Origin of the sequence: Synechococcus sp. WH 8109, assembly GCF_000161795.2 — a bacterium.
Taxonomy (GTDB): Bacteria; Cyanobacteriota; Cyanobacteriia; order PCC-6307; family Cyanobiaceae; genus Parasynechococcus.
In genome coordinates, this window is sequence record NZ_CP006882.1 from 1,318,197 (window position 1) to 1,336,697 (window position 18,501).

Genomic DNA, 18,501 nt, shown 5'->3' on the forward strand with positions numbered 1-18,501 from the left:
CCCCCATTGAGACATCTGTGCGGTCACGACATCGCTGAAACCTGACTAAAGCCAACGCTGCTTCACGGCGTCTGTTGCGTTCAGCCCTGCTGGTTCTGGCCATAGATCAACCTTTGAAAAATCGATGTGTCTCTTTGGCTTTCAGCTCTACTGGTTCTGACTATCAGACAGTCTCGCCGTACCAAGCAATTCCCTCATAAACCCATTCAGGTGAAGCATTCAGAATACCTTGTTCATAGCTGCTGGTTGAATACAAATGGATATTCGATTCGGTGTTTAGGTAACGCTTTACAGCTACTGTATTCACCTCGGGTAGCACTTGCTCGTGGCTATAAACAGTAAAAGCTACTCCTTCATATTGCCAGCTCATAGTCGAATCAATAATCCCTTTCTCGTATTCATTTGCTGTATAAAAATGACCTTCGCCATTCATGCTGTAGCGGTGCAGGGATGATGTTTTTGTTAGGGATTGTGGTGGAGATTTATAGGCTATGCCCTCGTTTGTCCAGTCCATTCCTGTAATTATATCAATTTCTACTTGATTCGATGAAAACAGATATTTTCCAGAAATGTCATTCCTTAGCCTATATACATAAGGTATTGAGGCAAGTATTCCTTGACGCTCGATATTGACATTAGGATTAAGAGCTATATCAGTAAACGAATTAGCACTCACAACAATTTCCGCATCAAGAATATCAGACTGCTCAAAAACTGCCGTATATTTATTACTGGAAATCTCGCTCCAGCTGACAAGCTTTCCATTGCTAACGTCTACGTCTTCTAGGCCAAAGTTCAATGATTTCTCCGACAACGTAAAGGTAATGGTGGTAGTACCGCCTCTTTCCACCGAACTCGTCGCTGCCGAAATTAAAATACTTGGCCTGACCGTATCAACAGTGAGGGTGACAGTGTTATTGGCATCATCTCCGTCGTTATTGTTGTTGGTAGAAGAGTTGGAAAATTTCGAACTTGCGACTGAGATCACACCATTTGTGGTGCTATCTGCTGTTGGTGTGAACGTAGCTGTGTAAACAGTGCTGGAGACAGCGGTCCAGTTGGAGAGGGATCCACCGGAGAGGGTGACATCGGATTCGATGAAGTTAGTGGAGGCTTCTGAGAGGGTGAATGTCAGTGCCGACGTTTCACCAGCTTTTAAAGAGGAGACATCAGATGTGATGGCAATGGTGGGCCTAACGGTGTCGACGGAGAGGGTGACGGTGTTATTGGCATCAACTCCGTCGTTGTTGGTGTTCCCTGCGGCATCGGAAAATTTCGAACTTGCGACTGAGATCACACCGTCTGTGGTGCTGTCGGCTGTTGGGTTGAAGGTGGCGGTGTAAACGGTGCTTGAGACAGCAGTCCAATTGGAAAGGGATCCACCAGAAATGCTTACGTCGGACTCCACGAAATCAGTGGATGCTTCTGAGAGGGTGAACGTAAGGGCTGCGGTTTCTCCTGCGCGCAGGGAGGAGACATCAGAGCTAATAGCGATGGTGGGCCTGGTGGAATCCTCCTCTACCCCCCAAATGCTCTGAAGAGCCTGAATATCTAAATCTGAATACCATTCATAATACAAACCATTTCCAATATATCCGTTGTTATAGGACATAATTGAGTCTGCCTGATTCCAGGCAGGGTTATATCCATCGCCACCAGGATGGTTAAGGCTTAGAGCATGGCCAATTTCGTGAACGATTACACCTTTCTCCAGTGACAAAAAAGAGTCGTTTTCATAAATATCTCGCCAAACAACCTCCTTTCTCCAATTATTAGAATAGCCACAAAAACCACCACCAAAGCCTTCATTTGACCAGCCAAGAGTATCATTCATGTATGAGTTATAGCTAGATCGATAAATGATAATATCTGCATGCTGGTAATCATCTGCTCGAATAAAGTCAATAGAAAGCAATGGATCAAGACGCTGAAATATGCTATCAATAAATAATTCTTGCTCAGAACTATGGTTGTAACCGGTCAGGGAAAATGTCCAGCCATCACTAAGATCCACAGGAGAATAATTGCCCGAAGTTACGGTGTCATCGCCATAGAAGGCATAGTGAACAAGCTTGTCGTCAGAAACTCTATTTTCCAGCCACTTGATGTCGATTAATTCGGAGTAATTTAAAGCTGGTGTTGTATCAACAGTGATGGTGACGGAGTTATTGGCATCAGATCCGTCGTTATTAGTATTACCTGCAGCATCAGAGAACTTTGAACTGGCAACCGAAACGACACCATTTGTGGTGCTATCTGCTATTGGCGTGAACGTAGCTGTGTAAACGGTGCTGGAAGCAGCGGTCCAGTTGGAGAGAGAGCCACCAGAGACGGTGACGTCGGATTCAACGAAATCGGTGGAAGCTTTTGAGAGGTTGAATGTCAGTACCGCTGTTTCACCAGCTTTTAAAGAGGAGACATCAGAGCTGATAGCAATGGTGGGGCTGACAGTATCAACACTGAGGGTGACAGAGTTATTGGCATCAGATCCGTCGTTATTGGTATTACCTGCAGCATCAGAGAATTGATTTGATGCAACAGAGATCACTCCATTTGTGCTGCTATCTGCTGTTGGCGTGAACGTAGCTGTGTAAACGGTGCTGGAAGCGGCGGTCCAGTTGGAGAGGGAGCCACCAGAAACGACAACATCGGATTCAACGAAATCAGTGGCAGCTTCTGAGAGGGTGAATGTCAGTGCCGCTGTTTCACCAGCTTTTAAAGAGGAGACATCAGAGCTAATAGCAATGGTGGGAGCTGCTGTGTCTTTGCTGGTGGTATCTGTGGCCTGTGTTGCTGCATTGCCGGCTAAGTCGCTGACATCGGCTGTGACGGTGAGTGTGCCGTCGTTCAGGGAAGAGAGATCGAGATTGGAGAGTGAATAGACGTTGGTGTTGACGCTGGCGGTGGTGTTGATGGGAGTGCCGCCACCAGAGGAAGAGATGTTGATGGAAACGGTTTGACCGTCTACTGCGCCAGAGGTGGTGCCAGAGATGGCGACGGAGGAATCTTCTGAAGCGTTGAGACGCCCATCACCACCGTCGTTGATGGCAACAGAAATGGTGGGTTTGATGGCGATAACAGTGATGGCGTTGCCGGTGATATCGGCGATGTCGGTGCTGCTGTCAGCGCCTGGTGCCCAGTCATCAGCAGCGGCGATGTTGTAGGTGGTCCCTTGGGTTGAGGCGGTGCCGTTCTGGTTGAGCAGGGAGTCGAGGTTGGTCTGATCGGTGCTGTTGAGGGTGATGATTGCGGCTGTCGCCGATGTCAGTTCAACGTCACCAGTGGTGAGGGTGTACGTGCTGCCGGAGCCACCGGTGATAGTGAGCTTGGAGACATCGATGTCATTGCTGGCGCCGGGATATGCGGGCAGGTTGCTGCCGCTGAGAGTCAGAACCCCGGTGGAATCGTTGTAGGTGGCAGAGCTGAGGCTTGGCGCGGCGACATTGGAGACGGTTATGGCATTGCCGGCGCTGTCGGCTGGAGAGGAACTGGCGCCTGGATTCCAGTTCAGAGCAGCGGCGATGTTGTAGGTAGTGCCGCCACCGGAAGAGATACCGTTTTTATTGAGCAGGCCGGCGAGCTGCAGTTGATCGGCGGCGTTGAGGGTGATGAAGAAGGCGGTGGCTGAGGTGAGTTCAACGTCGCCGGAGGTAAGGGTGTAGGTGTTGCTGCCTTCTCCGGTAATGGTGAGTTTGGAGACGTCGATATCGTTATCGGCGCCTGAATTGGCAGTGAGATTGGCGCCGGTGACGGCGAGGGCTCCGGAGGAAGCGTTGTAGGTGGCGCTGATAGCAATGGTGGGCCTGACAGTATCAACACTGAGGGTGACAGAGTTATTGGCATCAGATCCGTCGTTATTGGTATTACCTGCAGCATCAGAGAATTGATTTGATGCAACAGAGATCACTCCATTTGTGCTGCTATCTGGTGTTGGCGTGAACGTAGCTGTGTAAACGGTGCTGGAAACAGCAGTCCAGTTAGAAAGTGATCCACCAGAGACAGTGGCATCGGATTCAACGAAATCGGTGGATGCTTCTGAAAGGGTGAATGTCAGTGCCGCTGTTTCACCAGCTTTTAAAGAGGAGACATCAGAGCTAATAGCAATGGTGGGAGCTGCTGTGTCTTTGCTGGTGGTATCTGTGGCCTGTGTTGCTGCATTGCCGGCTAAGTCGCTGACATCGGCTGTGACGGTGAGTGTGCCGTCGTTCAGGGAAGAGAGATCGAGATTGGAGAGTGAATAGACGTTGGTGTTGACGCTGGCGGTGGTGTTGATGGGAGTGCCGCCACCAGAGGAAGAGATGTTGATGGAAACGGTTTGACCGTCTACTGCGCCAGAGGTGGTGCCAGAGATGGCGACGGAGGAATCTTCTGAAGCGTTGAGACGCCCATCACCACCGTCGTTGATGGCAACAGAAATGGTGGGCCTGACAGTATCAACACTGAGGGTGACAGTGTTATTTGAATCAGAGCCATCGTTATTGGTATTGCCGGCAGCATCAGAGAATTGATTTGATGCAACAGAGATCACTCCATTTGTGGTGCTATCTGGTGTTGGCGTGAACGTAGCTGTGTAAACGGTGCTGGAAGCGGCGGTCCAGTTGGAGAGGGAGCCACCAGAAACGACAACATCGGATTCGATGAAGTTAGTGGCAGCTCCTGAGAGGGTGAATGTCAGTGCCGCTGTTTCACCAGCTTTTAAAGAGGAGACATCAGAGCTAATAGCAATGGTGGGCCTGACAGTATCAACACTGAGGGTGACAGAGTTATTGGCATCAGTTCCATCATTGTTGGTATTGCCGGCTGAATCAGAAAACTTCGAACTCGCGACTGAGATCACACCGTCTGTGGTGCTGTCAGCTGTTGGCGTGAACGCAGCTGTGTAAACAGTGCTGGAAACAGCAGTCCAGTTAGAAAGTGATCCACCAGAGACAGTGGCATCGGATTCAACGAAATCGGTGGATGCTTCTGAAAGGGTGAATGTCAGTGCCGCTGTTTCACCAGCTTTTAAAGAGGAGACATCAGAGCTAATAGCAATGGTGGGCCTGACAGTATCAACACTGAGGGTGACAGTGTTATTTGAATCAGAGCCATCGTTATTGGTATTGCCGGCAGCATCAGAGAATTGATTTGATGCAACAGAGATCACTCCATTTGTGGTGCTATCTGGTGTTGGCGTGAACGTAGCTGTGTAAACGGTGCTGGAAACAGCAGTCCAGTTAGAAAGTGATCCACCAGAGACAGTGGCATCGGATTCAACGAAATCGGTGGATGCTTCTGAAAGGGTGAATGTCAGTGCCGCTGTTTCACCAGCTTTTAAAGAGGAGACATCAGAGCTAATAGCAATGGTGGGCCTGACAGTATCAACACTGAGGGTGACAGTGTTATTTGAATCAGAGCCATCGTTATTGGTATTGCCTGCTGAATCCGAGAACTTTGAACTGGCAACCGAAACGACACCATTTGTGGTGCTATCTGCTGTTGGCGTGAACGCAGCTGTGTAAACAGTGCTGGAAACAGCAGTCCAGTTAGAAAGTGATCCACCAGAGACAGTGGCATCGGATTCAACGAAATCGGTGGATGCTTCTGAAAGGGTGAATGTCAGTGCCGCTGTTTCACCAGCTTTTAAAGAGGAGACATCAGAGCTAATAGCAATGGTGGGCCTGACAGTATCAACACTGAGGGTGACAGTGTTATTTGAATCAGAGCCATCGTTATTGGTATTGCCTGCTGAATCCGAGAACTTTGAACTGGCAACCGAAACGACACCATTTGTGGTGCTATCTGCTGTTGGCGTGAACGTAGCTGTGTAAACGGTGCTGGAAGCAGCGGTCCAGTTGGAAAGCGATCCACCAGAAACAGTGACATCGGATTCAACGAAATCGGTTGAGGCTTCTGAGAGGGTGAATGTCAGTGCCGCTGTTTCACCAGCCTTTAAAGAGGAGACATCAGAGCTGATGGCAATGGTGGGAATTGATACATCAAAAATCCGTACATGGCCTGATTTGTCGCCATTGCCGTCGTTGAACCAGGCGCTAATGGCAACGATGCTGCCGTCAGCAGATAGCGAAACAGACCGGCCGCTCTCGTCTCCTGCAGCTTCTCCATCAATATCGCTGCCGCGTTGAATCCAAGCGCTGCCATTCCATTCGTAAAGGCGTGTGTGGCCTGAACCGTTGCCATTGCCGTCGTTGCCGTATGCGCCAATGGCGACCACGCTGCCGTCGCTTGAAAGTGAGACCGAATCGCCGCTCGCATCATTTGCAGCTTCTCCATCAATATCGTTGCCACGTTGCACCCAAGCGCTGCCATTCCATGCGTAGAGGCGCACATGGCCTGAATTGCTGCCATTGCCATCGTTCCAATCAGCGCCCAAGGCGACGACGCTGCCGTCGCTTGAAAGCGAGACCGAACTGCCGATGAAGTCTCGTGCAGCTTCTCCATCAATATCGCTGCCGCGTTGCACCCAAGCGCTGCCATTCCATTCGTAGAGGCGCACATGGCCTGAACTGTCGCCATTGCCGTCGTTGCCGTATGCGCCAATGGCGACGACGCTGCCGTCGCTTGAAAGCGAGACCGAACTGCCGCTGTAGTCAAATGCAGCTTCTCCATCGATATCGCTGCCGCGTTGCACCCAAGCGCTGCCATTCCATTCGTAGAGGCGCACATGGCCTGAATTGCTGCCATTGCCGTCGTTCTGGAATGCGCCAATGGCGACGACGCTGCCGTCGCTTGAAAGCGAGACCGAACTGCCGCTGTAGTCAAATGCAGCTTCTCCATCGATATCGCTGCCGCGTTGCACCCAGGCGCTGCCATTCCATTCGTAGAGGCGCACATGGCCTGAATTGAGGCCATTGCCATCGTTGCCGTATGCGCCAATGGCGACGACGCTGCCGTCGCTTGAAAGCGAGACCGAATAGCCGCTTAGGTCAGCTGCAGCTTCTCCATCAATATCGCTGCCGCGTTGCACCCAGGCGCTGCCATTCCATGCGTAGAGGCGCACATGGCCTGAATTGCTGCCATTGCCATCGTTGAATGGGGTACCAAGGGCGACGATCCTGCCGTCGCTTGAAAGCGAAACGGAAAAGCCGATCTGATCACCTGTAGCTTCTCCATCGATATCGCTTCCAATTTGAGCGAAAGGAGTAAAAGACACTTATTGGTATCTTCTGAACACAATCAATACTTACATTACTTGCCCACGCGCAAATGCGCAACGCTGATTAATTAATGCCATAAATTAAAGCATTTTTAAGTAGCTTCATTCCTAGTTTTCATCAGATTAATTATTTACAGCTGTGATCAAATAACTTGTCGGCAGACGCTATTTACAGGTCCTTTGATGGCCTGAATTGGTACAAGTTCGAGGAAGCAGAAAAATGGGAAGAGCGATTAACAGCGGTTAAACGATCGATTGAAGACCTCGGGAGGTATCGAGGGCTTTGTGAATTGACACAGAGGACAGCCCACAGGAAAAGAGGTTTTCTCGCCCTCTACGTCACAACCCTTGACGAAGTGCGCCTGGCTGAGTCCCTAGAAGAGATTGCCGCCCTTGGCAGATGGGCGCAGAAAATTCTGGATGAAGTGGGGGATTGCCCCGTACATCCAACGATGGAGGGTGGGACGTTGCCCTACATGGAGTAGCCGACGAACGCGCTTGCTTCAGACCCTTGGACAGATGCGAGTCACCAGGTCGGCGTTGATCCAGTTGATGACGCCGGTATCGACATCAGCCACTTGGAACAACGTTGGAACTTTGGGGTTTCTGGCACCACCATCGACCCAGATCACATCAGCCATCCGCCAGGCACCATCCGTGTCGGTGATGACCACGCACATGCCTGGTTTGACGTGCAAAAAATGGGATCTGACTCGGGCGCTGCAACGGCGCCTGCATGATCAACCGACATACCCTCTGGGATAGTACAGCTGTATTACAACAGGCGGCAGGAATTCGGCAACGGAGGTCGCCTCAAGAAAACAGGAGGCTTCTGCAGACCGTTCTAATGGCGGGCGCATCTTGACCCTGCAGCCCGAGAGGGGTCTGCAGCTGGGAGCCGAGGACCACTTGGCCTCCTCCCGCACCAATGGGGATCGAGGTCCATTAGGCCTCCCCCCACACCATTAAGCGTTCGATTTTCGAGGTGCTGCGGAGCTACATGGTGAGCTTCGCCATGGCGACCCTGGGGTCTGCCGCTGTCATCAAGCGCTGGTATCGCTGCTCGTGCATCTGCAGGACTGCCCCAAGCTCTGGGCGCAGAGGCTCTGGTTCACGCTGGCCTCGATGGACCACACGGCCCAGCGGCTAGGTGCTCACGGATCTGAGCCGTCTGTTTTCGCTGCTGTTGCTCCATCCACACGAGCCACAAAGCAACTGACCGCTCAGGGGCATTTGGCGCACACTTTGGCGCACAAAAAATGATATTTAGCCGTTTTGCACTAAAAAAGCGGCCCATATGGACCGCTCAAATGCCAGTACTGGACTGGCTTTTCTTAAGAATGGAGCCAAGGAGACTCGAACTCCTGACCCCCTGCATGCCATGCAGGTGCTCTACCAGCTGAGCTATGGCCCCATGTCGACGTGATGGCTTCAGAGCCGCCTTCGTCATGTGACAGCTTACACCGCGGGAGCCTCAGACCTGCCGCCACACTGCAATCAAGCGACCCTGCACCTCCACCTGCTCGGCGGGAAGCTCAATCGGTTGATAAGCAGGGTTGGCAGCTTCCAGCACCACCGTCGCCCCCTGGCGATGGAAATGCTTGAGTGTGGTGCCACTGCCGGCCACCAGAGCACTCACCACCGTGCCGTTGCGCAGCCGCTGCGGATCCTGCACCGGCTCCATCAACACCACATCCCCATCAGCGATGTGGGAGTCGACCATCGAGTCACCATTCACCGTCAGGGCAAACAGGCCACGGGTCTCCAGCACCGGCGCCAGGTCGAGATGCTCCTGAACATCATCGAAAGCCGTCACAAGGCCACCGGCGGCAACGGCGCCCAGCACGGGAATCCCGGCGGCACCCACCATGTCACCCAAAAGCTGCAAGGTGCGCGCCTGACCTTCCTGCCAGGTGATCCATCCCTTCTGCTGAAGATGGCGCAACCGGCTCTGGATCGGCGCAGGAGAGCGCAGTCCCATGGCCTGCATCATCTGGCGGATCGAAGGGCTGTGGCGATGGGTGCCGATGTAGTCCGCCAGCCAGTCGTAAAGCTCTTGCTGAGCAGTGGTGAGGGGCTCCTGGGGGGCACGGGTCACCGCAAGAAAAGGTTCGGGCAATACATTTGTACCGTTCCTTGCCGTGTGCCGCAAGCGCAGGCTCAGTTCAAACCAGCTTCCACACCGCAGCCTCTGGAATGCTCGGCGCCAGGTTCAGGTCTTTGGGCTCCTTGAACACCACACGCCATTCCGGAACTCGGCAAGAGACGTAGCCGGGATGCTCAATCAGCAGCCCCGGCTGCTCGGTTGTGCTGGCCACCCAGCCCGAGACCCAATGCCCCTCCTCCGAGAGGCCACCTTTAAACCAAACCCAGCAGCGTTCCTTACGCATCGCGATGCTCTTCAGCGGTTTTTGTAGGACTCAAGCTGTTGCGGACAGGCCGCCATCAGATATCCCATCAAGTGCCCTGTAATACGAGACTTTTCCTGATCGGTTGGTGCGTTGGGAACATCCTCGTAACGCATCAACGTGTCGCGCTCAAACATGGTTTTGAGCTCAGGATCCGACAACGCGTAAAAGGCATCCACACCCATCTCACAGATTTTCTCGGCCGTCCATCGGGCAATGGTGCTCTGCTGTTGTTTTTCGGTGGCCTGATCTGCCGACGCTGCCACCGCATGGGCGGTGACGATCAACGGCACCAACCAGCGGTGGATCACCGTCACAGACCACCCATCAAAACCGCCAACAGAGCCTGCTGCGCATGCAGGCGGTTTTCCGCCTGATCAAAGATGCGGCTCGCCGTGCCCTCCATCACCTCGGCGCTGATCTCCTCACCGCGGTGGGCCGGCAGACAGTGCAGAACGATCGCATCGGCTGCCGTCTGCTCCATCAGGGCTTGATCCACACAGAATCCAGCAAAGGCCTGCTCCCGCTGAACCTGTTCGGCCTCCTGGCCCATGGAGGCCCAAACGTCGGTGTAAACGGCCTGGGCACCCACCACTGCCTCACGGGGGTCATTCACCACCTCAATCGAGGCACCGTGCTTTGCCAGGGATTGGGCCTGCTCAAGCACGCCCGGCAAGGGCTCGAAGCCCTCGGGGCAGCCGATCCGCACATTCACCCCCAGCAACGCACCGCCCAGCATCAGGGAGTGGGCCACGTTGTTGCCATCGCCCACATAGGCCAGGGTCTGACCAGGAAGGGCGCCATGGGCTTCCTGCATGGTGAGGAAGTCGGCCAGGGCCTGACAGGGATGCTCCAGATCGGTGAGGGCATTGATCACCGGCACCGAGGCCCAGTGGGCGTAGTCCACCAGTTCCTGCTGAGCGAAGGTGCGAATCGCCAGCACATCGCAGTAACGGCTGAGGACCCTGGCCGTGTCTTCCAGCGGCTCGCCGCGACCGAGCTGAGTGACGGAAGGATTGAGATCCACCGTCTGGCCGCCGAGGCGTGCCATGGCCACCTGAAAACTCACACGGGTTCGGGTGGAGGCCTTGCTGAAGATCAGACCCAGCACACGATTGCCGAGATCGATTCGACGATCGCCGCTCTTCAGTTGTGCAGCCAGATCCAGCAGCGCTGCTGTTTCCTCGGCAGAACAATCCGCAGAAGAGAGGAAGTCACGTCCGCGCAGCGGAGAAAGGACAGCAGCAACGCCCGCAGAAGCGGTAGCCATCGCGACGGTTCAAAGGACTGTTATCGGGGATGAGGCCCGCTGCCGTCAAGCGGTCACACCGGACGGCAGCACACTGGCCTCGAGCATCTGCTTCAGGTCATCCCCCTCGATCACCTCTTTTTCGAGGATCTTCTGGGCGATCGTCTCGAGCAACGCCATGTTCTCCCGCAGGATCGCGAGGGCGTCGTCGTGGGCCTGGTCCACCAGCCCGCGGACCTCCTTATCAATGGCCTGGGCCGTAGCATCACTCACCGAGCGACGTGGGTTGTTGCCTCCACCAAGGAAACGGCCACCGCCCTGCTTGTCGTAAGCCAGGGGCCCCAGGGTGTCACTCATACCGTAGGTGCCGACCATTTGCTCAGCCAGATCGGTGGCCCGCTGCAGATCGTTGGCAGCACCCGTGGTGATCTTGCCGAAGACGATCTCCTCAGCCGATCGACCACCCAGAAGCGTGGCGATCTGGCCCTGGAGTTCCTCTTTGGAATTGAGGAAGCGTTCTTCGGTGGGCAGCTGCAGGGTGTAGCCCAGGGCGCTCATGCCACGGGGCACGATCGAGATCTTGGCCACCTTGCTGCCGCCAGGCATGAGATGGCCCACGATCGCGTGGCCCACCTCGTGATAAGCCACCACCTTCTTTTCATCGTCCTGAAGGACGCGGCTCTTCTTCTCCAGACCGGCCACAACACGCTCGATCGCTTCACCGAGGTCCTGCTGCTCAACGCTGGTTCGCTGGGCACGTGCCGCGAGCAGGGCAGCTTCATTCACCAGGTTGGCGAGATCAGCTCCGGCGAAACCACTGGTGGCCTGAGCCACGCTGTCGAGGTCAACACCTGCAGCCAGCTTCACCTTCTTGGCGTAGATCTCGAGAATGGTCTTGCGGCCGGAGAGGTCCGGACGGTCCACCAGCACTTGCCGGTCGAAACGGCCTGGACGCAACAGGGCTGCATCGAGCACCTCGGGCTGGTTGGTGGCCGCCAGAACGATCACTGGCTTGTCCTGGGCAGTGAAGCCATCCATCTCGGTGAGCAACTGGTTGAGGGTCTGTTCCCGTTCGTCGTTGCCGCCGACGACGCCCATTGACCCTGAGCGGCTCTTGCCGATGGCGTCGAGTTCGTCGATGAAAATGATGCATGGCGCCTTTTTCTTCGCTTCTTCAAACAGGTCGCGCACGCGAGCAGCACCGGCACCAACGAAGAGTTCCACGAACTCCGAGCCGGAAATGATGAAGAAGGGCACCTCTGCTTCGCCAGCCACGGCCTTGGACAGCAGGGTCTTACCGGTGCCTGGGGGGCCGACCAGCAGCACGCCCTTGGGAATGCGCGCACCGATCTCGGCGTACCGCTCAGGGCGCTTAAGGAAGTCGACGATCTCAGTGAGTTCCTGCTTCGCCTCATCCACGCCCGCAACGTCGGCGAAGGTAATCCGCGACTCCTCATCAGGCACGTACACCTTGGCCTTGCTCTTGGTAAAGCTCAAAGCCCCCTGGGCACCTCCGCCCATCGAGCGGCGGGCGAAGAACTGCAGCACCAGGATGAAGATCAGGGGCGGCACCACCCAGCTGAGGATGGTGGTGAAAATGTTCGGTTTCTTCGGGGGAGCTGCCGCGAATTCAACGCCCTTGGTCTCTAGGCGTTGGGGCAGATCCATGTCGAAGATCGGCGTGGTTGCCAGCACCGGAGGCGTGCCCTCTTCGGGATCACTCAGCTCGTAGCGAATCTGGTCTTGCGTGATGAAGGCCCGCTTCACCGCACCGTCATTCACCTGGTCGATGAACAGGGAGTAAGGCACCCGCGGAACCTGCTGCATGCCATTGCTGGGGAGGAAGCTGCTGGCCAGCAGCAACACCCCGAAGCCAATCAGCACCAGGTTGATGATCCCGAAGCGACGGTTCGGCTGGTTGTCGTCCTGGCGGATCGGCATGGATGGCCTGAGAGTTTCGACACGCTACGAGGGATCTCTGGCAATCAACGGGTGTGAGAACCGAACGGCGCCTAGCTTCTGCCCATGTGTGGTCGTTACTGCCTCGACACGCCTCGCGCGGAATTGCAGCAGCTGCTGCGCAGCTGGTTGCGGCCGGAAGACAGCGCCTGGCTGAAGCATTACGCCCCCCGCGAGCTGATTAGGCCCCATGAACCGGTGCTAGCTGTGCGGCGCGAGCACGGTGAAGACCGTCTCTCCCACATGCTCTGGGGCCTCCTGCCGGGCTGGGTCAAGGACCCATTGCAGGCGCCGCGACCGATCAATGCCCGCGCCGAGACCATTGCGGAGAAAGCCTCCTTTCGCGGGCCATGGCGTCATCACCGCTGCCTTCTGCCCAGCACGGGCTTTTTTGAAAAGGGGCACCTGATCCAGCGCAAAGACCAGCAGATGTTCTGGCTGGCCGGTCTCTGGGACCGCTGGATCGGCCCCGATGGCAGTGAAGTGGAGACCTGCTGCGTGATCACGACGCAGCCCAACAGCCTGGTGGCTCCATTGCACGATCGAATGCCGGTGATCATTCCTGAGGCGCTGGAGAGCGTCTGGCTGGAACCGGGTGATGGGTCCCACCGACGCGCCCTCGAGCCGATGCTCACGCCATCACCAGCGGAGCCATGGGACTGCCGAGCACTCAAGCCAGCTGCCCCCGCAAACAGACACCAGCAGCTCTCCTTGCTCGATTGAGCAAGGCTTGACAGCCGCAGCTCGCTGCCGTGATGGGTGTGCTGATCGGCCGCTTCGCCAGCAGCCTCGATCGGCAAAGCCGGGAGCGCTGAGCTCAGCTGCCGCTGCGCCAACGCAGCAACCAGTCGTTGCCCATGGGCTCGCTGTGATGCCACTGCCCCTGCAGCACCTGATCCATGGCGCGGAAGTTCAGATCTCCAAGGGGGGTGCGGGCAGCCATACCCCCCATCAGCTTCGGAGCCACTACCGCTGCAATCTCCTGCACGCAGCCCTGCCGAATCGCCGCGGCCGCTAGCTCAGGACCGCATTCCCAAAGCACCTGGTTGCAACCCCGTTTCGCCAGGGCCTCCATCAACTGCTGCGGTTCACAGGCCGAAAGCCCCAGTTCCTCAGGACCGGATGGCAAACGCCGGAGGTCGGCATCAGGGCCGTGGGCCACGAGGGTCGGCGCCAACGCGGTATCCCAGAGCTGGGCCTGATTCGGCAGATCCAAACTGCGGCTCAGCACCACCCGTAGCGGTTCCGGTGAACGCCGGCCCCTGCTGGTGAGCAGCGGATCATCGCCGCGAACCGTGCCACCCCCAACCACCACGGCATCCATGCCGCTGCGCAGCCGATGCACCCAATCGCGGGCGGATGGACCGCTGATCCATTGGCTGACGCCATTGGGCAAAGCGGTGCGGCCATCCAGGCTCATGGCCCACTTCAGAACCCCGAACGGGCGGCCTGTGCGCACGCGATGCAGAAAAGCCCGGTTCTGCTGGCGGGCCTCCTCGCGCAGTACACCACTGATCACCTCCAGCCCCGCCTCCCTCAGCTGACGGATGCCGCCCCCATCCACCCGGGGATCGGGATCCTCCAGGGCGATCACAACGCGGCCAATGCCCGCGCTCAGCACCGCCTCACTGCAGGGGGGCGTGCGGCCGTGGTGGCAGCAGGGTTCAAGGGTGACCACAAGGGTTCCGCCCCGGGCCGCATCCCCGGCCTGCCGCAAGGCACCCACCTCAGCATGGGCATCTCCGGCCCGCGCATGAAAGCCTTCGCCCACCAGTCGGCCTTGGCGATCAAGAACCACGGCCCCCACGAGAGGGTTGGGGCTGGTGTGACCTTCAGCAAGGGCGGCCAGGGCTAGGGCCCGCCGCATCCAGAGCTCCCACATCAGCTGAGGGGCAGCTCCTGCAGGGACCGCCATTCACCGACGACGTAGGGAGGGATCGGCAACTCGGTGAAGACACCCGGCAACGCCAAACGCAGCGGTCGGTTGTTGCTGAGATCGTCCAGCAAAGGATCGAGGGCAAATTCAGCCGCTGCGTCACGGCCATCAGTGGCCAGCACCGGATTGGCCAAGGTGATGTCGTCCAGCTGCCATTCGCGCCGACCCGCCAAAACCTGGAGGCTCACTGGATGATCGAGCCGCATTTTTCCGGGATAGCCCACCACGCGCAGCACCACCGGCTGGCCTGCAGGGCCCTCGCGGTAGGCCACCGCCTGCCAGCTGTCGTAATCGAGGTCCCGGAGGCTCTCCAGCGAACGGACCATTGCAACACCGGCCTCGTTCTCGTGCTGATGAACCTGGGCCCAGGCCAGACCCGGCGTGAGAAGCAGCAGCCCCAGAGCGGCCAACAAACAGCAGAGCAAACGGCGCATGGGCAGGAGGTGACTCAGCGAATTCTCACAACAATCCTTGCTTTAAGGCGATTTCCGCCAACAATCAGCCCATGGAGGTTGCTTTTCATTCAGCACCTGGGCTCAGCAAGGTGCATGAAATTGCCTGCCATTACGGCTTCCAAAGCCGCAATCACTTCGCCAAGGATTACAGAAGCCAATTCGGTGAATCCCCCAGCGCAACACTTCAACGAGCATCAGCTCCGGGGATGAGCATCCAATCGGTCTCCGTGGCCCAGAACCCCCAGATGGCCATGGCCCTGAGGTAATGGCAGGCCCGGAAGGTGTTCACCGCGGTGATCGCCTCAGGGGTGCGGAACTGCAGACCACCGGAATACACCTGCTCAACAACAGCTGAGCAGATCGCTTGCGCCGTCTGCTTGTCCCCCATCAGGCGGTAGTAGCTGGCTATCCCGAAGTTGATCCCCGTCCACACCTCGAGCGGGTGGGTGCCATTGGGATCCAAGGGAGTGCCATCACGGCGCAAGCCGTTGGCCACTCCGAGGGATCCGCCATCGAAAGCCTCGAAGCAGGCCTCCTTCACCACCTTCAAGGTGCTGCGGCTGTTGCTGTCACTCACCACCGGCGGCAGGCCCAAGAGCCGTGCGTAGAAATCACCGCAGAGCTGATCAGCCATCACCACAGGCGTGCCGCTCTCGGCATCAATGTCGTAGTACTCGCCGTTCCAGAGCAGCTTGTCGAAATTGCCCCGGGATTGTTCCAGCCAACCGCTGAATTCCCTTTGCTCAGCAGAGGTGTCCAGCCCGGTGCTGAGCTGAAGCGTCTGGGCAATGGCCAGGGCTGCCTCGAGAGCAGCAATCCAGAGGGCACCGCAGTAGGCACTCACTCCTTTGAGGGGCCAGTCGTCGAAGGTCTGATCCGGAGCACCGCCGTTGTCGGGCAGGCCATCGTTGTTCACATCGAACGTCTTGAGGAAGCGCAGCGCCTCCACGGCCGCCGGCCAGCAATCAGCGAGGAAGCGAATGTCTTCACCACTGGGGGCGAGCTTGAAGCTACGCCACACCTGCAGCACAAAATCACTGCCGAGGTCCTTCCACAGGTTGCAGTCCTGATAGGCGGTGTAGTTGGTCGCATCCCAGGGGATCTCGTTGGGAGCCCCCAGGTCATGGGGGGTGGCTCCTTTCACCTTGCGATCAGCCTCCACCCGGCCCTTGCCCTGGGTGAAATACCAGCCGATCGGGCGCTGGGTGGCATCCGCCGCCGGAATCGCCCGGGCAAAGCTGCGCAGCACAGCCTTGTCGAGTTCCGGCCAAAGCTGCAGCAGGGCCAGGGATCCATAGAGACGAACGTCGAGGCTTTCGTACCAGGCGTAGTCGAGGCACTCGAGAACGCCGAAGCGGCCGTAGGGATCCTCAGGTGATGCCGCACTCCAGAGACTGCCGCCACTGCAGAGGTCGTAAAGCTCATTGAACAGAGCCATCCGCAGCGGTTCCGGCAGGTCCTGGCGTTGCAGCACCGGCTCCTGCCAGGCATCGATCTTCTGGCGCCAACTGCGCCAGTCACGCAGCGATTCAGCGGCAATGGCAACCGCCTGGTTGGCATCCGCAGCGAAGAAGTCGGTGTAGCGACGCAGCGCCTGGCTGCCGGTGGCAAAGCCCGTCACAGGCAGGTCCCAGCTGATCACCAGCGGGATCTCAATGCTCTGCCCAGGGGCCAGCTGACACTGCACCGCAAGGGCAGCACTGAGGGGATCGTCGGAGCCACTGCGTCGGTCATTGTTGCTTTCAGGGATGGAGCCATCAGCACTGAAGCTGTCCCACAGCTCACGCCCATCACCGCTGGGATTCCAGCGGCTGCAGCGCTGGATCGTCACACCGGGCTGCTCAGCTGCGGCAATGCACCACTGGCCCTCACCTTCGGCAACGGGATTGGAGGCGTTGCCCTCCAGCACCACTCCCTTGAGGGAGCCATAGTCAATGCAACGGTTGCGCTGGCCGGCGGTGCTGCCGATGGCCGGGGCGTAGTTGTGCTCGGGGCTGCCGTCATCGCGGAAGTGAACCTCCGCCGAGGCATCGGTGTTGGTGAACCAGCCGGTGGTGTTGCGCCAGCACAACAGCAACGACAAATCAAGAGGCTGATCCGTGGGATTGCGCAGCGTCCAGATGAACACCGCCACCGGGTAGCTGGTGCGCTGGTAATCACCCGGCAGGATCGGGCTGAAGGCCTCACAACGCACCTCAGCGTCATACACGCCCTCGTAGCTGGTCCAACTGAAGGGGTAGCGGGCGGCATAGGTGCCGGTGCTGCGGTCCGGCGTGCTGGCCGGATACCACTCCCAGGCCTTCAGCGGCTGGCCAGCCTCCTGCCGCGAGGCATCCTTATCCGGCTGAACCGCAAGGGCGTGGGCGCGCTTGCCGCGGCCATTCCCTTCAAACAGAGCGAACTGGCAATCGGGAAGCACCCCAAACCAGTGCTCGCCGCCATCGAGGTGCCAGAGGTTGATGTTGCCGTCGGGCGCCCGCCCGAAGCAGCCAGCTCCGAAGCCCCCCAGCGGCATGCCGTGGTTGGGGCCGTCGTCGAGGTTGCTGGCATAGCGAACCGTGTAGGGCTTGTCCCAGCCCAGGCCGAAGGGTCGGCTCCAGGAGGCCTCCGGTGGCTGCCAGCGCTTGGCTTGCTTGCAGCGACCCAGCAGAGAGTTCAGAGCGGACCAACCGAACGAAGCCATGCAGGGGCCGAGAGTCGCCTCAGATTGCCAGGTTTGAAGCGATCAGCCAGCCGTTGCGATCAGCCTGCAGTCATCAGCCTGCAGACAGGGGTGAGGGATTGTCTTCGGCATCCAGCAGGGCATCCAAGGTGACCGCCGTGCGGACCAGGGCTTGATAGCGATGCAGGCTGCGGCGGTTCTGATCCAGCCAACGGCCGGGGGCTGTCCCCTCCAGGTCAGGCTGATCGGGATCGAGCAGGGGCAGATCGTCCTGCTGGGCAATCAAGGCAATCAGAAGCTCGTGTAAGCGTTGGCGACGATCGTGGGCTGGGGTCATGCCTCCTCCATCAGGTCGTTCAGGCGCTGTTCCGCCGCCAAGGGCAGCGTCACCGGATCAGCGGTGTAGCTGCAAGCCTGGGCAATCCGAGCCTGCAGCGGGGCCTGCGCCAGCGGCCAGCTGCTGAGCCCGAGTTCGTCATAGATCCGTTTCACCGCAGCGAGGGGTTGGCGGATCAATGCCTCATAGGACACCTCAACCAACTGCCCCGCAGGAATGCGATAACGAGACGTCTCAAAGGCCTCAAGCAGCTGGCGATGGGCCGAGCGACGGAGCTGCAAGCCTCGAAGCAGCACCGCAGGGCGCAGGAAGCCCCCTGCCATGGCCTCACAAACCCTG

15 protein-coding genes and 1 tRNA gene are annotated in these 18,501 nt (G+C 57.6%); 3 read left to right on the forward strand and 13 right to left on the reverse strand.

What is annotated here, in order from left to right; all coding sequences use genetic code 11:
- Positions 1-163 precede the first annotated feature (163 nt).
- Positions 164-6,832, reverse strand: a complete 6,669-nt coding sequence (locus tag Syncc8109_RS12375) for an Ig-like domain-containing protein (protein ID WP_156915517.1) — start codon at positions 6,830-6,832, stop codon at positions 164-166.
- Between the two features lie 476 nt (positions 6,833-7,308).
- On the opposite strand from Syncc8109_RS12375, the gene Syncc8109_RS07230 reads away from it, so the two are divergent.
- On the forward strand, positions 7,309-7,641 hold the full coding sequence (locus Syncc8109_RS07230) for a hypothetical protein (RefSeq protein WP_025362395.1): 333 nt from the start codon (positions 7,309-7,311) through the stop codon (positions 7,639-7,641).
- A gap of 18 nt (positions 7,642-7,659) precedes the next feature.
- Here Syncc8109_RS07230 and Syncc8109_RS07235 read toward each other — a convergent pair whose 3' ends face one another.
- The 7 genes from Syncc8109_RS07235 to ftsH form a co-directional block, all read right to left on the reverse strand.
- Entirely contained in the window at positions 7,660-7,836 is a 177-nt protein-coding gene (locus tag Syncc8109_RS07235) for a DUF3104 domain-containing protein (RefSeq protein ID WP_369792007.1), read from the reverse strand.
- 661 nt (positions 7,837-8,497) lie between these two features.
- Positions 8,498-8,570, reverse strand: a tRNA-Ala gene (locus Syncc8109_RS07240).
- Between the two features lie 60 nt (positions 8,571-8,630).
- Positions 8,631-9,254 (reverse strand): transcriptional repressor LexA, encoded by a 624-nt coding sequence (lexA, locus tag Syncc8109_RS07245; RefSeq protein ID WP_025362396.1) that lies wholly within the window; start codon positions 9,252-9,254, stop codon positions 8,631-8,633.
- Positions 9,255-9,321: 67 nt separating this feature from the next.
- A complete protein-coding gene (locus tag Syncc8109_RS07250; protein ID WP_006851882.1) occupies positions 9,322-9,546 on the reverse strand; it encodes a hypothetical protein in 225 nt (74 codons plus the stop codon).
- 11 nt (positions 9,547-9,557) lie between these two features.
- A complete protein-coding gene (locus tag Syncc8109_RS07255; RefSeq protein WP_232202401.1) occupies positions 9,558-9,875 on the reverse strand; it encodes a hypothetical protein in 318 nt (105 codons plus the stop codon).
- 2 nt (positions 9,876-9,877) lie between these two features.
- Positions 9,878-10,834, reverse strand: a complete 957-nt coding sequence (argF, locus tag Syncc8109_RS07260) for an ornithine carbamoyltransferase (protein ID WP_006850598.1) — start codon at positions 10,832-10,834, stop codon at positions 9,878-9,880.
- 45 nt (positions 10,835-10,879) lie between these two features.
- Positions 10,880-12,754 carry an ATP-dependent zinc metalloprotease FtsH gene (gene ftsH / locus Syncc8109_RS07265; RefSeq protein WP_006851758.1) on the reverse strand — a complete coding sequence of 625 codons (1,875 nt, stop codon included), beginning with the start codon at positions 12,752-12,754 and terminating at the stop codon, positions 10,880-10,882.
- Positions 12,755-12,838: 84 nt separating this feature from the next.
- Here ftsH and Syncc8109_RS07270 point away from each other — a divergent pair, with 84 nt between their 5' ends.
- The gene (locus Syncc8109_RS07270; protein ID WP_006850289.1) at positions 12,839-13,495 is read left to right on the forward strand and encodes an SOS response-associated peptidase; all 657 of its coding nucleotides are present in this window, start codon (positions 12,839-12,841) and stop codon (positions 13,493-13,495) included.
- 94 nt (positions 13,496-13,589) lie between these two features.
- On the opposite strand, the gene ribD is transcribed toward Syncc8109_RS07270, so the two are convergent.
- Positions 13,590-14,654, reverse strand: a complete 1,065-nt coding sequence (gene ribD / locus Syncc8109_RS07275) for a bifunctional diaminohydroxyphosphoribosylaminopyrimidine deaminase/5-amino-6-(5-phosphoribosylamino)uracil reductase RibD (RefSeq protein WP_006851509.1) — start codon at positions 14,652-14,654, stop codon at positions 13,590-13,592.
- Positions 14,654-15,142, reverse strand: coding sequence for a DUF3122 domain-containing protein (locus tag Syncc8109_RS07280; protein WP_006852074.1), 489 nt, complete (start codon positions 15,140-15,142; stop codon positions 14,654-14,656). Before Syncc8109_RS07280 ends, ribD begins: the two co-directional genes overlap by 1 nt.
- 71 nt (positions 15,143-15,213) lie before the next feature.
- Here Syncc8109_RS07280 and Syncc8109_RS11825 point away from each other — a divergent pair, with 71 nt between their 5' ends.
- A complete protein-coding gene (locus Syncc8109_RS11825) occupies positions 15,214-15,429 on the forward strand; it encodes an AraC family transcriptional regulator (protein ID WP_084213260.1) in 216 nt (71 codons plus the stop codon).
- Here the strand turns inward: Syncc8109_RS11825 and Syncc8109_RS07285 are convergent.
- The 3 genes from Syncc8109_RS07285 to Syncc8109_RS12040 all read right to left on the reverse strand — a co-directional run bounded on the left by Syncc8109_RS07285 (position 15,348) and on the right by Syncc8109_RS12040 (position 18,485).
- Complete coding sequence (locus Syncc8109_RS07285; protein WP_006850082.1) at positions 15,348-17,846, reverse strand: GH116 family glycosyl hydrolase; 2,499 nt, start codon at positions 17,844-17,846, stop codon at positions 15,348-15,350. The genes Syncc8109_RS11825 and Syncc8109_RS07285 overlap by 82 nt on opposite strands.
- Before the next feature lie 73 nt (positions 17,847-17,919).
- Positions 17,920-18,162 (reverse strand): hypothetical protein, encoded by a 243-nt coding sequence (locus Syncc8109_RS07290; protein ID WP_006850433.1) that lies wholly within the window; start codon positions 18,160-18,162, stop codon positions 17,920-17,922.
- The gene (locus Syncc8109_RS12040; RefSeq protein WP_006851661.1) at positions 18,159-18,485 is read right to left on the reverse strand and encodes a sulfotransferase; all 327 of its coding nucleotides are present in this window, start codon (positions 18,483-18,485) and stop codon (positions 18,159-18,161) included. The genes Syncc8109_RS07290 and Syncc8109_RS12040 overlap by 4 nt, the downstream gene beginning before the upstream one ends.
- Between the last annotated feature and the right edge of the window lie 16 nt (positions 18,486-18,501).